Raw genomic sequence first — 16711 nt, 5'->3', positions numbered from 1 at the left:
AATTCCTTCTCCTTTCTACATGATCTCCAATGTGACCCGGGTGCCTTTCCCGCCCGGTTCGGACGGATGAACGATTAATTTTTTCGGCAGACGCGCTCTCAGCTCCTGCACATGGCTGATCACTCCGACGGATAAGTTGTCCGATTGCAGCTTTTCGAGCGCTGTGACAACGGTGTCTAAGAGCCCTTGGTCAAGAGTCCCGAATCCTTCATCTAAGAAAAAGAATTGCAGCGGGTATTGCCCCCGCAGCTGAATCTGGGCGGACAAGGCAAGCGCAAGCGACAGCGATGTCAGAAACGTCTCCCCGCCGGAAAGGCTTGATACGGGCCGTTTGACGCCTCCGTTCGCGTCATCACGCATGACGAAACCGCCTTCTGAATCGACTAATATGGCATACCGCTGCCTTGTCAGCGCTCCGAGACGGGCAGAGGCGTCTCGAGCCACGCTTTCCAGCTGTTCTTCCGCTAAAAATTCGACGAATGTATTGCCTTTACATACAGACTGGAGCTTATCAAGCCTGTCAATCTGTGTCTGCCAGCTTTTCAGTTCGGCTTCAATCTCTTTAAAGCGCTTATGCTGTTTTTGCATAACCGCGAAGGCTTTTGCCTGTGCCCCTTTTTCCTCCATGGCGGCGCCTGACTCAGCCTCTGCCTGCTTCAGCAGAGAAACCGATGCTGTCCATTCTTCCTCCGATATCCGGCGCTCGGCTAATTTATCAGTAACACGGCTGATATTTGCCGATAGCTGTTTTGAGGTGTCCAGAAACTCATCAATTTCTTTTTTCATTTCCTCTGCACGCCCTTGCGGAAGCAGACTTTTTTTAACTTGGTCCGGCTCGGTAAACCCGGTGTCTTTTGACCTCACGCGCCAGTCGTTTTGCGCTTTCTCAAGGGAGGTCTCAGCATCCCTGAGTGACATGAGACTCCCGGATTCCCTGCCTTTTGCGTCATTCAGTGATTGCTGCGCCTGCTTCAGCGCATCGAATAGGGACTGTTCTTTCGATTTTAACAGCTGTAATTCCTGCCGCACCGCTTCAAGCTTTGCGGAAATTGATGTTTCTTCAGCTGCTGTTCCGAGCTCTTGTTCATATCCGTCAATCACCTGCTGCAGGCGCTCAGACGCATAGTGAAGCTCGAGCCGTTCCCGTTCAAGCCGATGCTTCATCTCCTGCAGGCGTTCTTTCTCCTCTTCATGTTCCTTGAGGAATGCGATGCTTGTTTCAATGCGCTTCTCACATTCTTCTGCCTGCCTGTCCTTCTCATCTATCGAAGCCTGCCAGGCGTCAATCCGGTTTGGCGGAATATCACCGCAGACTTCGTTGTACTGATTCAATCGGCTTTCTGACAGCGATTCAAGCTCTTCTAATGAATGTCTGAGACGGCCGGCTTCTTTTTCCTCGTAGCGGATTCGTTCGGCAAGCTGCTCAGCTTGTTTTACCGTCTGCTGATGCGCGCTGATCAGTCTTGTGACCTTCTCTTTTACCGACAGCATATCCTGTTTCATTTGTTTCCATTCCAAGCGGACGGCGCTGAACGCTTCATCAAGCGGGCGTCCGCTGATGGAAGAAGCGGCTTCCAGCTCCGGAACCCGGGCGCTTTGCAGAAACGGACATTCTTCGGTAAAACGCCCCGACTGTTCTTCTAATGAAACCTTGGCTGTCAGCACTTCCTGAGAAAGAGCCGCCGCCTCAGAAAGCAGCGCTTCCACCTGCTCCAAATGTTCCTGCACAGCCGTATCAGGCGAGAATGTTTCATGAGCGGAACGCGGGCGGTCATGCTGCGTCGAGCCGCATACAGGACAAGGCTTTCCTTCGATCAGTTTTTCCGATAATTCTTTTGTTAATGCAGCCGTTCTCGCTTCCTCTGAGCGCCTGCGGAGATCGGCTTGCGTTTTTTCAGCCCGTTCGGCTGCGGCTTTCAGTGAACGTTCCGTTTCACAGACCATATGGTAAACGGTTTGCAGCGTTTGATAAGCGCGCGTAATGTCTTCCTCTTCCGTTTTCGCTTTCGCTGTGAGCGACTCGCTTTCTCCGTTGAGCTTCTCCACGTTTTTCAGCTGCGTTGTCAGATTGGCCCGCTCTTTCGTGATTTGTTCCTGTGTCTGCTGAAAGCCTGCCGCCAGCTGTGCTGCGGTCTGGCATTTTTTCCGTTCATCGGCGGTCACTTGAACTGCTTTCAGCTCTTCTTTCAGCTCATTCTGCCTGTTTTGGCCGCGGGTCAGGCGGTCTTTCACTGCGGCCAGCTGTTTCGAGGCGGCTTCGTATTCTTCCTCTTTTTTGCTGTGCTCCGCATTTGTTTTTTCCGCTTCTTTTTTCGCTTCAAGCAGTTTTTGTTCAATGGCTGAAAGTCTTTGATACAGCTCTTCTTCCTTGACAAGTTTCGGCTCCTGTTCGGCCTTATGGGCGCGCCATGCTTCATAGGCTTCATTTTGCCGGGTAAATGAAACGGTTTCCGCCTCTGATTTCCGTTTGGTCAGTTCGTGTTCCTGTTCGGCGCGCTGCTTCCGGCGGACGGCTTCGGTGCAGCGGTCTGCGTACGGCTCAAGGGCGAGAGCTGTTTCCGCCTCTTTAAGACGCTCAGTCAAATCCGTGATGTACGGGCGTCTTTCCTCAAGCTTTTTCTCCCGGCGCTCATATTCATCTCTTTCTGTCTGCAAGTTCCAAATTTCCTGGTGATTTTCAAAACGCTCTTTTGCCCGGACCCGTTTCTTCTCAGCTGCTTCAAGCCGTTCGTTCGCTTCGTGAAACTGCTGTTCAGCCTGCTTCAGCGCATCTTCTCCTGCGTCTCCGAGGCCGGATTGTTCGGCCAGCATTTCATTTTTTTTCGCTGCCGCTTCCTGCGCCCGCCGCCGCAATTTTTTGACAAGCCTGTCCCCGTACTGTTCCAGATTAAACAGGCGCTGGAGCATATGTCTTCTTTCCGCGCCTTTAAGCGACAGAAACTCGGCAAACTTTCCTTGCGGCAGCACGACGGCTCTTGTAAAGTCGTCAATGGTCAGGCCAAGAAGCTCCTCTACCTTTTTGTTCACTTCATTCGCTTTATCGGCCAGCACCGTTTGTTCATCTTTGATTTCAATCAGCCGGCAGAGGGCGGTTTTTACTTTCGTTTCATCCGTTCTCTTAAAAACGCGCTCGACCTTGTAGGAAACCCGGTGGCCGGATTGAAGCGCGAATGTAAATGAGACGGCAAGCTGATCTTCGGCATGATTCAGGATGCCGTGCGTATTATTTGCGGCGCGCTCCACTTTTCCGTATAAAGCGAGTGTCATGGCATCAAGGATCGACGATTTTCCGCTTCCGGTCGGCCCGAAAATCCCGAACACCCCGGCTCCTGACAGTCCGGCAAAATCAATGGTCTGTTCCTCCCTGAAGCTGTGGAGCCCTTTTATCGTTAACAGAATCGGCCTCATGTCGCATCCTCCTCATCATCTGCTGACGCAAGCTCTAAAAACAGCTTGACCATCTCCTCATCCGGCACACCGCCGCCCGTTTGTTTTTCATAAAACTTCTTAAATCGGTCCTCAATTGATATGTGTCTCACTTCAATCCGGTCATTTTCGGTCTCTTTTTCTTCAAAAACCGGCCTGATATGGATAAAGCCGGGATGCGCCTTTCTCAGCCGATGAATTTCCTCGAGAGAAAGCTGATCCGTCAAATGGATATCAAGATCGATCCAGGCATTCCGGTCACGCCCTTCATCAAGCCAGCCGTGAACCTCGCTCAGCCCCTGCGCTTTCCATTTGACGAGCGGTTTACCGGAAGACAGGAAAATCTCTTCCCACTTCGCTTCTCCGCCGGGCTTCGCTTCTACCACTGTCACCGATTTGGCATAACCGGCTTCCGAAAAGCTGTATGCGAGCGGAGAGCCTGAATAACGGGCAGCCGTCTTGGCGCGCTTGATCGTTTGCGGACGGTGGAGATGGCCGAGAGCCACGTAAGCCGCATCAGCCGGCAGGCTGTCAGCGGCGACCGTGTAAGCGCCCCCGACTTCAATCGGACGCTCTGAATCGGTCTGATTTCCCCCCGCGACATAAATGTGGCTCGCCGCGATTTTCACGGCATCGTTCCGGCACAGCCCGCACATGTGAGCAAACGCCTCTCTGATTTTCACATCGTAATGATCGCGAAGAAGCTTTTCCTCAAACGTATCAGAAAGCACTTCGTTTAATCTCGCCTCTGACGGATATGCCAGCGCGGCTACGGCTAACAGCTCGTCCGCCGACGGCACCTCAATATGGACGGGTTCTGTCCGCGGATAGCCGATTAAATGAATGCCGCGCTCATTTGTTAACGGAGAAGCCGCCGCCAGCCTGTCGGGATTGTCATGGTTTCCGGCAATGACGACAACCGGGCGTTTTCCGCCGTCAGAAAGCGCGGAAAGACTTTCGTAATACAATTGTTCAGCGAGCGCAGGCGGGTTGACCGTATCGAATACATCCCCTGCCATAATGACCGCATCAATGTTTTCTTCCTTGACAATGGTATTCAGCTCTTCCAGTACTTCGGCCTGCTCACTCAGCCGGCTTCTGCCTTCCAGCGTTTTGCCGAGGTGCCAGTCAGCTGTATGTAAAATGCGCATACCGCATTCACCTCACTTTTTGATAGAAAAAAAGATCCGCTCCAAAAAGGAGCTTCGGATCTCGTTACAGTGTAAGAACGTGACCTCCATCGAAGAAATAGAGCGCACGCCCTTTCACTTTCGTTTTTGTAATTTGTTCAACCGCTTTTGTATACAATTCGATTTGTGTTTCATATCTTTTTTGCAGAATCGGAGCCGCGCCTTCAAATCCATTCCGGAATTTCCCCTCTATCCGATCTGTTTTATAGTCCAGCAAATAGAGACCGTCCGCAGTTTCGTAGAGGCAGTCAATAATCCCTTGTACGAGCAGCGGTTCACCGGCCGTTTCGGCATCCTTGTACACCTCGCCGGCCGGAAGCGCCATACTGAACGGCACTTCCCGGTCAATCCGCAGCGCCCCGAGAAGGTCTTTACCGATTTCAGTTCCGAAAAACCGGACAATTTCTTCTATATCAATGGCTTCCTGCTGCTCTTCTGTCAGCAGCTCTTTTTCGTAAAGCATCCGGACCGTCCGCTCTGCTTCTTCGGCAGTCGGAACGTGCGTCAGCGGTATGTGCTGCATCACCGTATGCATCGCCGTCCCTTTTTCGGCGGCTGTCAGCCCTTTTTTCATCATAAAACCGGGACGCCTGTATAAAAGCGTGTCTCCTGACGGTTTGATGAGAGAGCGGCCGCTGTATTCATCCTCGTACTCTTGCTTTCTCTTCAGCTCAGAAACTGACTGCTTCGTTCTGATAGCCGTCAGCTCTCGGTACGGATATTCCCATTCAAGCAGACGGCGCGCCTGATCATCAAATGAAAACGAACCAGGAATCGGCTCGCCCTGCTGTATCGCCTCGAGACGTTTGCTCTTTTCTTCAGCACGTTCTTTTGGATTCTCTTCCAGCAATTCACTTTGCTGAAGCATCCGGATGTGAAAACGCGACGGGTCGCGCAAGATATCCTCAGTCGAAGAAAGTCCCGGCGTCCTGTGCGCCTCCATGTCACGGTGGCGGATGAGCGCCGGCCCGATAAAGTCCAAATAAGATGACGCCTGATAGCGGTCGAATTCAGAAAGAAGCCAATCAGCCCGGTCTGCTTGGGCCTGCCATTTGGCCAGCTGTTTTTCCCGGTTTTTGCAGGAACCGACGAGAAACAGCTTTTCCTTCGCTCTGGTCAGCGCCACATACAATACGCGCAATTCTTCGGATAAGAGCTCTCTGCGCATCTTTTTCTTCATCGCCACAAGCGGAAGAGTCGGATAGCTGATTCTGAGTTCCGGATGAATATACTTCGTGCCGAAACCGAGCTCTTTATCAAGCAGGTATGATTTGTTGAGATCCATCATATTAAAACTTCTGCCGAGTCCGGCGGTGAAAACGACAGGAAATTCAAGTCCTTTGCTGCTGTGGATCGTCATCAGCCGAACGACATCCTCCTGCTCGCTGAGCGCCCGGGCCGTCCCCAGATCATCGCCGCGCTCCTGCATCCGTTCAATAAACCGCAAAAAGCGGAATAACCCGCGGAACGCCGTCGCTTCGTACGAGCGCGCCCGGTCATACAAGACGCGCAGATTGGCCTGGCGCTGCTTTCCGCCGGGCATGCCGCCTGCATAGTCAAAATATCCGGTATCGCGGTATACTTCCCAAATCAGCTCAGACACCGAATGATTCGTCGAAAATGACCGCCACTTTTGCAGACTGTCATAAAAGGTTCTCAGTTTTTGATACAGTTCATCATGCCTGTCACCGTTCGCTATATATGCTTTAAGCGCTTCATAAAACGGCGCTTTTTTCTTTTCAAGGCGTATCAGCGCAAGTTCATTTTCGTCACAGCCGACGATGGGCGAGCGCAGCACGGAAGCAAGCGGAATATCCTGATACGGATTATCAATCACCTTCAAGACTGAAAGCGCCGCAGCCACCTCCACAGCTTCAAAGTAACCCGACGTCAAATTGGCGTACACCGGAATGCCCTGGTTTTTCAACTCTTCCATTAATTGCGGCGCCCACGGCATGGAGCGCAGCAAAATCACGATATCCCGGTACTGGATATTCCGGTGAGTTTTTGTTTTCCCGTCATATACCTTAAACGGAGACGAGACAAGCTTTCGGATCTCCCCGGCTATCGCTTTCGCTTCCCAGTGCACGGTTTCAAAGTCTTCGGCATCCTCGGAGCTGTCTGCGTCATCAGCGCTGTCAATCAGCAGCAGTTCCGTTTTTGCCGCGTCATTCGGCGGATACGATGCACCGAGCTTCAATGCCGCCTGTTCATCGTAGTCCACTTCGCCGATTTTTCCGCCCATCAGCTGCTTAAACAAGAAATTCGTACTGTCCAAAATATCGGAGCGGCTGCGGAAATTTTGGTTCAGGTCAATTTTCTGCCCCGCGCCTGCCCCGCTTTCTGTAAACCTTTTATATTTCCCGAGAAACAGCAGCGGCTCAGCAAGTCTGAAACGGTAGATCGATTGTTTAACGTCGCCTACCATAAACAGATTTCCCGCCTCTTCATCCCCGCTTTTCACAAGCTGCAGGATAGACTCCTGCACAAGATTGGTATCTTGATATTCATCAACCAGAACTTCATGAAACTGGTCTTGATAATAAACGGCCGCTTCGCTCGGCACCCGCCGGCCTTCTTCATCAACCGCAGTTAAAATCGCCAGGCAGTAATGTTCCAAATCTGAGAAATCAATAATTGATTTTTCTTGTTTCGCCGCTTCAAATCGTTTTCCGTACGATATCACGAGCTGAACGAGCGTTTCGATGACAGGCTTCATATCTGTTAAACTCTTCAAGTGATCTTGCGGACTTCTTGTAAAGTAATCGGTCTTTAACTTTTCGATCAGTTTCTTCGCGCCGTTTCGCAAATCGGTCGCTTCGTCCAAAAGCGCTTTGTCAAATTCATCACCCTTTACCGGCTTCGCCCGCTTAAATGAGACTGCGGGGACCCGTTCATACAGCGCATCGAAGTCATGCCGGCAGCTGATCAGCTCTTCTATCTGCTGAAGGTCATCCAGAAAATGATCAGCGCGCGGGGCCGGCCCGCCGGGCGCTTTTGTCAGTTCAAGCGCCTTCTCAAGCTTTTGTTTTGCCCCGAAGAGCGCCATTTCCGCATCTTCTCTCACATACTGGTAAAACGGAAGCTCTTCCATTTTGCTTTCTTCCGTCACGTCATACAAGCGGACAAAGCTCTGCAGCCACGCTTCCGGGTCAGGATGCGACCGGGAATACTCGTACACCCGTTTGACAAGGTCTTGAAGATCCAGATCATGCCTGTCTGTCGTATATCTGTCCGCAAGCTCAAAAAACGCCTGATTCCCTTTTGCGTATTCATCTTCAAACAGCTCATCAAGCACTTCGTCTCCGAGCAATTCGCCTTCCGTCTGGTCAGCCATGCGAAAACCTGGGTCAAGATCAATCATATAATAATATTTTTTAAGCACTTGCAGACAAAAAGAGTGAAGCGTCGAAATGCTCGCCCGGTTTAATAGAGAGAGCTGCCGTCTGATATGCAGAGATCCCGGATTTTTGGCGAGCTCTTTTTCTAATGCTTCAGCGATCCGATGCTTCATCTCCGCTGCTGAGGCGTTTGTAAAGGTCACCACAAGGAGCCTGTCAACATCAACCGGATCTTCCTCCGCGGTTATCTTTCTGATCATCCGTTCCACGAGCACGGCCGTTTTACCTGATCCGGCTGCGGCAGCGACAAGAATATCGCGGCCCGAAGAAACGATGGCGCTCCATTGGTCATCCGTCCATATGCTGTCTTTCGGTTTAGGAATTTGCATCATCATCCGCCTCCTTTTTCAGCCAATCCAGTATGGTGCCGTCTTTTTCCGCTTTCAGGCTGCGGTATTCATTTTCCTTAAGCGACTCATCAAACTGGCACACCGATTTAAACGCACAGTACGTACAAGGCGTCTTATCTTTCAGCTTATACGGGGTAATGGACACAAGTCCGTCCGTTATCGCTTCGCCCGCCTGTTCAAATGTCCGCCGCACATGGTCTGTCAGCAGATGAAAGTCCTGTTCGCTGACCGCCGCTGAGTCGGATCTTAAAGACCCGTCCTTTTTCAAACCGGCATTGACGATATTTGAACGCCCTTCCTCCAAAGTCGTGTCCATCAGGCTGATCGCCTCCCGGTCACCGAGGAGAAGGCCTTTCATTTTAAATTTCTTGAAAATTTCCTGCTCGATTTCATCAAGCCCCATCGGCAGACTGGCCTGAATCATCGGATCATGGATATGGAAATACAAAACGCCTGCCGGGGTCGCTTTCATGCCGAGCCAATCCGCAGAATGTGTAATCGATAAGTCAAGATATGTGAGCATTTGCAGAGCGAGCCCGTAATACACCTCAGCCAGATCAAGCCCCCTGTCGCTTGATTTATAATCAACGATTCTCAGCAGCAGGCCTTTTGAACTTTCCGCTTTATCCACGCGGTCGATCCGTCCGACGAGTTCCATCGTACAGCCGTTTTTCAGCGTGAAAGTGAGCGGAGGCAGCGGTCCGCTTCCGCCGAAACCGAGTTCAAGACCGACCGGGACGAAACCGCTCGCCTTCGCATGCTCGCTTAATATGCCAGAAACACGCGTGACGATCTTCTGCAGTTTTTCCTTCACATAAAAGTGTCTGTTTGAGCTGAGCAGAATCTCTTTTTGCAGCTTTGGCGCAAGCCGTTCCACCGCTTCATAGGAGAAATTCCGGCACTGATCTTTCGTCAGATCGCGCCATTCCAGCTTCTGCTCACGAAGCCGGTCTGAAATCAGCTTCAGACTGGAGTGAAACAGCTGGCCGATATCCGGCGCTTCCAGCTTGAAAAACTGCCGCTCTTTTAATTGCAGCCCGTGAGATGCAAAATGAGAAAACTGGCAGGCATTAAACGCCTCCATCCGGGAGACGCTTCCTTTAATATGCTCGCCGTAAAGCTGGCGCGAAACAGGCCGTTCAAGACGCTTCGCCTCATTGCGGAAAAACAGGCTTGAAAACAGCTTTTTCGCACGCTGGTGATCAGACTCTTTCATCAGCACATTGTATGCGCTCCACCATACGTCACTGATCTCGTACTCTCTTGTCCACAGCCTGAGCTGACTTGCCGTATACGTCTGAGCCACCTGTTTATTGACGAGATACTGAAGCTGCTCTTCTTCGCTTACCTGCTCGGGATCAGCCGCTGACAGCTTTTCCTGATGATCGGGAAACAGCTCGCCAAGCCTGTTTACAACGATTGACGGCAGGAGCGTTTTTCCTTCCGCATCGGCAATCGGGTATGACACATAAAGACGGTCAGACGGACTCGACAGCGCCATATAGATGAGAAAATGCTCATCAAGCAGCCGCTCACGCCCCGCGGAAGACAGCTCCACTCCGACTGCTTTCAGCCACTCCCGGTCATCATCAGACAGCACGCCGTTTTCATCCGGGCGCGCCGGAAGAACGCCGTCATTGGCCCCGATGACGAATGTGCAGGACGTGCCGTATATTCTTGAGAGATCCATATTCCCTACAAATACTTGGTCAAGCGCAGGAGGAATTAAAGAAAAATGAAGCGATTCCGTTCCCGTTTCAAGCATTTGCTGGAACAGCGCTAAAGATATTTCATCTTCACCCATCATGCCGGCAAACTCCTCGAGAAGCTGGATAACGGCATCCCACGCCTGGCCGTGCTGCTGCGCTTCGATCATGTTTCCGGCCTCTTCGGCCCGCTGCCTTTTCCGGTCCAGCTTCAGGGGAACATCGGTATCTTCCAAAAAGAGATAAAGAGCCTCCGCCATACTTTGAACCGTTTTCGCTTTTTTCATCCGGTTCTGCAGCCGGACAAGGGGTGCAGCTATCCACTCTCTCGTCTCATTCAGCATGTGTTCCATCTCGATTTCCTGATCCGTCTGCGCGAAATCCTCATCGAGCGATACGAAGCGCCTGTATACAAACCGCTCGCCGTTCGTCCAGCGCTCCCCTTTAATGCCGTAGGCGATACAGTAATTTTCAAGCTGATCAACCTGCTCTCTTATGTTCTGCTCCGGCTGATCAAGCGGGAATAACAGTTCGGTTTTCGCACAGCGGAACACCGCTTCATATCTCCAGTTCCCCTTCACGACATCCAGGCTTGAACGGATGAATTCAATAAGCGGGTGATGCTGCATAGAAGCTTTTCCGTCAATAAAATAAGGAAGCCCGTAATCGGCAAACACTTCCTTCAGCAAATCTTTATAATCTTCCGGCTGACGGATGAGAATCGCCATATCTTTGTACCGGTATCCTCCGTCCCGGACAAGCGATTGAATTTCCCGGGCAATACCTTCGAGCTCAGCTCTTCTGTTTTGCGCCTGCATGACGGTAAAAGCTTCCTGTCCGCCGGTATACGCCGCGGCGGGACGCACATCGTACTGCGACTCTATACAGGCAAGCTCCGGCACATGCCGATGCCGCTTCGTGCCATGCAGTTCCTTGCAGGAAATATCGGCATTCAATTCCTTTGCCGTCTGATAAAGCTTATAGTATGTGCTTCCCGTCATTCTGAACAGATCGAGCTCATCCGGTGCCTGTTCCGCCGAAGGGCTGTCCGCCGTCAGCGAGAATGTGACATGTTCAGCATGCATGATCAGCTGCTCCAGCACCCTTAATTCCTGCGGCGTAAATTGATAGAATCCGTCGACGTAAACACGGGCGCCTTTTACAACGTCCGCCAAAGGAATCTGCTGAGCGAGCAGCGTCAAATAATCCTCCGAATGCAAATAGTGTCCGGCGAGGCTTCTTTCCATCTGCTGATATAAAATGCCTAAGTCATGAAGTTTTTCAGACAGCATCCGCTCTCCGCGATACTCTGACGCCGTTCCGCTTTCCGCCATGCGGCGGACGTCTTCAGGCTCAATACAGTATCGCTTAAACTCTGTCAGCATCCGTTCCACCTGCTCAGTGAATCCTGCTTTGTCACTCGCTTTTTGATACACTTTAAACTCGTGCTTATGTTCTTCAATCAGTTTCCTTAAAAGCATCTGCACACCCGTCGTCGTCACAAACGGACGGTTCATGCCCCCGGTATGCTGAAGCACGCGCCACGCCAAACGCGAAAAACTGAACACTTGAGCGCGTATCATGCCTCCGATATCCGGCGTTTTAGCAAGCTCATATTCCATTAAAAACGTCATTTGATCCGGGACTAGAAAAATGATCGGTTTCCCGAACGGCTCCCGGCGCAGTTCATCTTGAATGCTGTCGATAATCAGCCTCGTTTTCCCACTCCCCGATCTGCCTACTAAAAACTCAACACCCAAATTAGAAGACCCCTCTCTTTTTATCTTTCTACATTTTATCGAAAGTTGACGAAAATGACCAATCTCATCTGCTGGTAAAAACGGGATGACTGTTTTAAAACATATCGTTTTTGACCAAATTAAAGAAAAAAAGGATTAAATATGATGTCAGAATATCCCGAAGTGATTGTGCGAACGATTCTGTCGTTCAGCATTCTGTTTATCGGCGCCCGTATACTCGGAAAACAAACCATTTCACAGATGACGCTTTTTGATTTCATTGCGGCCATCTCGCTCGGCGCCATCACAGCCAATCTGTCGTTTAATACAAAACTGCCGATTCATTTTACTGTCAGTGCTTACACGATTTTTGTGGTTATCATTTATCTTGTCGCATATCTTTCTATGAAAAACAGAACTGCCAGGGGTTTCTTTGCAGGCAAACCGACCATTATCATTCAAAACGGAAAAATACTTGAGCATAATATGAAAAAGATGCGCTATACCCTCGACTACTTGAACCAGCAGCTTCGTGAAAATGATGTATTTGACATTTCTCAGGTTCAGACTGCCATCATTGAAACAAACGGCAGCATGTCAGTGGAGGTCAAACCGGAATTTGCGCCCGTTACAAGACAGGATCTCGGCATCTTTGCCGGACATGAAAAGAACTTTGCCGTTGAGCTGATTATGGACGGCCGGCTGGTGATGAAAAATCTGGAAGAAAACCACGTATCGGAAAAATGGCTGAGAGAAGAATTGGACAAGAGAAACCTCAAACCGGAAGACGTCGTATACGCTGTGCGCGGAAGCAACGGCCGGCTTTTTGTCGACACATACGACGACCATATTACATCGCCGCTGGATCAAGAATAAGAATGACATCCGCACATGTCACGGGCTGCCGCCGTATAATACCCTATAAACATCCGGGGGTGAGTCCAATGCACGAGAATTTTTTTCATTATACAGCCATCTGCAGTGACGATTCTGTGCTTATAAAGGATCTGGTAAAATCCATAAACGGTGAATACAGCGCTGTGATTTGCTACTCAATATTAGCCGAAAAAGCGCCAACCGCAGAAATCAGAAGACGAATCGAACATATCAGAGAGGAAGAAGTGCGCCACATGCACGCTTTCTCTTCACTGTATACGTCAATTACCGGAAAACAGTTGACGCCGAAACAGACGGAGCATTGTCCGCACACATACAGAGAAGGACTGAGGGCGGCGTTTTATGATGAGCAGAAAACGAATGATTTTTATTTGCAGGCATCCGATAGAGCGGTGCATCCGGAAGCGAAACGGTTATTTGCCCGCACGGCATTTGATGAGCAGCGTCATGCCGTCTGGTTTTTATACGATATGGCCCACTCTGCCCACTCTCCTTTCCACCATACAGGGGGAACGGTATCAAACGCGCCGAACACAAGCTACACCGAGGTAAATACCGGAAAATAACGATTCAGGCAGATCACGCTCCCCCGCCGGGAGTCTTCAGACGGCTGACAAACCCCGTTCTTTCAACAGGAGAGAATGGGGTTTATTTTTCGAGCCGTTTTTATACTTCCACTAAACAATGGATAACTTCTTCATTGTATAGTCAGCAAAAACCCTTTATAATAAAATAAACCAACTGGTCGGTTTTAAACGAACCGAGCCCCGCTTTGCCGGGACAACGATATGAACGAGGCGGAAAGGATCTGTGTGAAGTGACAAATACAAAAGGCGGTGCCGGAAAGAGCGAAAAGACGAAGAACAGGCTCGTATCCGCTTCGCGTGACTTATTTGCAAAAAAAGGATATTCAGAAACATCAATTCGGGATATTTTAGAAGCGGCCGAGATCAGTAAAGGCAATCTATATCACCATTTTAAAGGAAAAGAGTTTCTGTTTCTTCATATCATGGAAGAGGATCACCGCGTGATGATCGAGACGTGGAGGGAAATGGAATCCGATCTGAAAGATGCGGCCGAAAAGCTGACGGGCTTTGCGGAGCTGCTGAGCCGGATGAGCATCAATTACCCGCTTATGAGAGCAAGTGAAGAGTTTTATGCGAGTGCGTTTACGTCAGAGGAGGTCGTAAAGCGGCTCAACAAAATTGATATTGAATATGACGATGTGATGAGAGAGATCTTAGAAGAGGGAAATCAAGACGGCAGCTGGTCCATTCCTCATGTCGAATCAAAAGTAAAAATCCTGCTATCCGTCTTCTACGGTTTAGATGTGTTATATAAAAACGATACCATTCAGCAAAGAATCGAATTGCAAAAAGAAGCCATCTCCGTGTTTATTCACGGGTCGATCAACGCTGATAAACAGAATGACAGCTGACAAAGGAGAAACAACATGCAAAAACCGATCAGAGAACAAAAGGCTGTACTCATCATCTTATTAAGCAACATATTTATTGCGTTTTTAGGCATCGGATTGATCATTCCCGTTATGCCGCTGTTTATGAATGTGATGCACTTGACGGGCAGCACAATGGGATACCTTGTCGCTGCCTTCGCCGTCGCGCAATTAATTGCATCCCCCATTGCGGGGAGATGGGTTGACCGCTTCGGCAGAAAAATCATGATTCTCGCCGGACTGTTTTTGTTCGCATTATCCGAACTGACCTTCGGATTGGGCACACATGTCTCCATTTTATATTTCGCAAGGGTGCTGGGGGGCATCAGTGCCGCTTTTATCATGCCCGCTGTTACAGCGTATGTCGCAGATATTACGACGGTGCAGGAAAGATCGAAGGCGATGGGCTATGTATCTGCCGCCATCAGCACAGGGTTTATCATCGGGCCCGGCATAGGAGGATTTATTGCCGATCACGGCGTTCGTATGCCGTTTTTCTTTGCAGCGGGAATTGCATTTATCGCAGTGATTTCCTCTGTCTTTATGCTGAAAGAGCCGTTAACTAAAGAAGAACGCGCAAAGCAGATGGAAAGCGCCAAAGAATCAACCTTCTTAAAAGATTTGAAAAAGTCGATTCACCCAAGCTACTTGATCGCCTTTATCATCGTCTTTGTTTTGGCATTCGGGCTGTCGGCGTACGAAACGGTATTCAGCTTATTTACAAACCATAAATTCGGCTTCACGCCAAAGGATATCGCCATTATTATTACGTTCAGCTCCATTGTGGCGGTCCTCATTCAAGTGCTCGCGTTCGGCAGACTTGTCAACTTCCTCGGAGAGAAAAAAGTCATTCAGCTTTGTCTGATCATCGGCGCTGTGCTGGCTTTCGTTTCTACGGTGATGTCAGGGTTTTTGCCCGTGCTCGCTGTCACCTGCATCATTTTCCTTGCGTTTGATTTACTGCGCCCGGCACTGACTACTTATCTATCGAAGATCGCAGGAAATCAGCAGGGGTTTGTTGCCGGTATGAACTCAACATACACGAGTTTGGGCACCATTTTCGGCCCGGCTCTGGGCGGTATTTTATTTGATATGAATATTCACTTCCCGTTTCTGTTCGCAGGTGTGGTTTTATTTCTCGGTCTGGGATTGACGCTTGTGTGGAAAGGAAAAGCGGGCGAGGTTTCGGAGTAGGGTGCACTCACCCATCTCCGGAGCTTTTTTTGCGTTTGCGATAAGAAAAATGAATGGATTATGAGAAATAATTCATTATTTATTTATCTCAAAATCTATACTATAGTAATAGTAAGGTTAACGAGCTTAACAATTTAATATGAATGTTTCAGGAAGAAGGGTTTTCATTGAAGAAAGACAAACATCTCCTTACAGATATCTGGTTTATTCTCATCAGTGCGGCAGGGGGGTTTCTTCTTTCGCTTACAGGGATGTCGATCGCCTGGATGCTCGGAACGCTGGCCGCCGGCTGCATCCTCTCCATGACGAGGCCCCGCTGGCTGTTCATGGCGCCTGACAGAAGAGGGATTCACCGCAGATGGCTTGCAGCGGGACAAATGATCCTCGGCATCGAACTCGGCCAGAAACTGAACCTGTCCGTTCTGTCGGTTTTACGGGAGCATTGGCTTCCGGTAGGCTTCATGCTGATTTTCTCTATCGTGATGGCGCTTGTTTCCGGATATGTGCTCTTTCGGTTCAGCCGGACGGACATGATGACAAGCTTTGTAGGCACGGCGCCGGGCGGTTTATCCGCCATGCCCGGTATCGCCCAGGAAGTCGGCGCAAACACCGCGATTGTAAGCCTTATTCAGCTGACGCGCGTCCTTTTGGTCGTCATGACAATACCGTTTCTCGTTATTTTCTTATTTACCAAACAAAACGGTGCGGCTCAGACATCAGCCGGAGCCGTTTCAGCAGGAGCTTCACATCCGGGCCTTATTCCCGTCTTGTTAACGGCCGGATTTATTTTGGCTGCCTGGCTTGCAAGCAAAGGCGCAAAACGGCTGAAATTTCCCGCCCCTTGGCTGCTCGGCAGCATGATCGGCGTTGCTGCTGCGGAAATCGGCGTGTCCGCCTTGGCGGGCAAAGACATGCTGGCCTGGTGGCCGCCGGAAGCGAACCAGCTGTCACAAATTTTTCTCGGCGCCACAATCGGATCAAAAATGTACAAAAGCATGTTCACCGGCGTGACGAGAGTGCTGACCGTCGGGTTTATTTCTTCCGTCGGATTAATCGCCGCCATGATTCTGAGCGCGGTTGCGGTTTCTAAATTAACGGGCATCTCCATGATTACATCGGTTCTCGCCTTTTCTCCCGGCGGGATCGCCGAGATGGCGGCGACTTCGATTACCCTGCACGAAGACTCGACTTTCGTCGTCGCGGTTCAGGTCATCCGGATCGTTCTCGTCATCGCCATGCTTCCGCCCTTCTATCGGCTGCTGCACCACCTTTCTCAGCTGAAACGGGCACACGGCGAAAGAGGCCGGGCAGAAAGAGGAACATGATCCGAATAAAAAAACACGCATCCATAT

The 16711-nt window shown here is 50.2% G+C and carries 9 protein-coding genes; 5 read left to right on the top strand and 4 right to left on the bottom strand.

Annotated features, from left to right (window positions below; translation table 11 throughout):
• Window positions 1-15: 15 nt before the first annotated feature.
• The 4 genes from sbcC to addB all read right to left on the bottom strand — a co-directional run bounded on the left by sbcC (window position 16) and on the right by addB (window position 11833).
• The gene (gene sbcC, locus VP472_RS05325; protein WP_146276469.1) at window positions 16-3408 is read right to left on the bottom strand and encodes an exonuclease subunit SbcC; all 3393 of its coding nucleotides are present in this window, start codon (window positions 3406-3408) and stop codon (window positions 16-18) included.
• On the bottom strand, window positions 3405-4577 hold the full coding sequence (gene sbcD / locus VP472_RS05320; protein WP_070081600.1) for an exonuclease subunit SbcD: 1173 nt from the start codon (window positions 4575-4577) through the stop codon (window positions 3405-3407). The genes sbcC and sbcD overlap by 4 nt, the downstream gene beginning before the upstream one ends.
• A 64-nt stretch (window positions 4578-4641) precedes the next feature.
• Window positions 4642-8346: a helicase-exonuclease AddAB subunit AddA gene (gene addA, locus VP472_RS05315; protein ID WP_146277460.1), complete on the bottom strand. Its 3705-nt coding sequence runs from the start codon at window positions 8344-8346 to the stop codon at window positions 4642-4644.
• On the bottom strand, window positions 8333-11833 hold the full coding sequence (gene addB, locus VP472_RS05310) for a helicase-exonuclease AddAB subunit AddB (RefSeq protein WP_146276467.1): 3501 nt from the start codon (window positions 11831-11833) through the stop codon (window positions 8333-8335). The genes addA and addB overlap by 14 nt, the downstream gene beginning before the upstream one ends.
• A gap of 141 nt (window positions 11834-11974) precedes the next feature.
• On the opposite strand from addB, the gene VP472_RS05305 reads away from it, so the two are divergent.
• The 5 genes from VP472_RS05305 to VP472_RS05285 all read left to right on the top strand — a co-directional run bounded on the left by VP472_RS05305 (window position 11975) and on the right by VP472_RS05285 (window position 16684).
• Window positions 11975-12688 (top strand): DUF421 domain-containing protein, encoded by a 714-nt coding sequence (locus VP472_RS05305; RefSeq protein ID WP_021734194.1) that lies wholly within the window; start codon window positions 11975-11977, stop codon window positions 12686-12688.
• Between the two features lie 68 nt (window positions 12689-12756).
• Entirely contained in the window at window positions 12757-13275 is a 519-nt protein-coding gene (locus VP472_RS05300; protein WP_070081598.1) for a ferritin-like domain-containing protein, read from the top strand.
• A gap of 251 nt (window positions 13276-13526) precedes the next feature.
• The gene (locus VP472_RS05295) at window positions 13527-14147 is read left to right on the top strand and encodes a TetR/AcrR family transcriptional regulator (RefSeq protein ID WP_070081597.1); all 621 of its coding nucleotides are present in this window, start codon (window positions 13527-13529) and stop codon (window positions 14145-14147) included.
• A 15-nt stretch (window positions 14148-14162) separates the two neighbouring features.
• Window positions 14163-15359 carry an MFS transporter gene (locus VP472_RS05290; RefSeq protein WP_003155154.1) on the top strand — a complete coding sequence of 399 codons (1197 nt, stop codon included), beginning with the start codon at window positions 14163-14165 and terminating at the stop codon, window positions 15357-15359.
• 167 nt (window positions 15360-15526) lie between these two features.
• Window positions 15527-16684 (top strand): AbrB family transcriptional regulator, encoded by a 1158-nt coding sequence (locus tag VP472_RS05285; RefSeq protein WP_014304750.1) that lies wholly within the window; start codon window positions 15527-15529, stop codon window positions 16682-16684.
• The last annotated feature ends 27 nt before the right edge of the window (window positions 16685-16711 follow it).

Source organism: Bacillus sp. MT(2024) (genome assembly GCF_036362845.1).
GTDB lineage: Bacteria > Bacillota > Bacilli > Bacillales > Bacillaceae > Bacillus > Bacillus velezensis.
The sequence above is the reverse complement of the archived record's forward strand: the minus strand, read 5'-3'. Positions and strand labels throughout refer to the sequence as shown.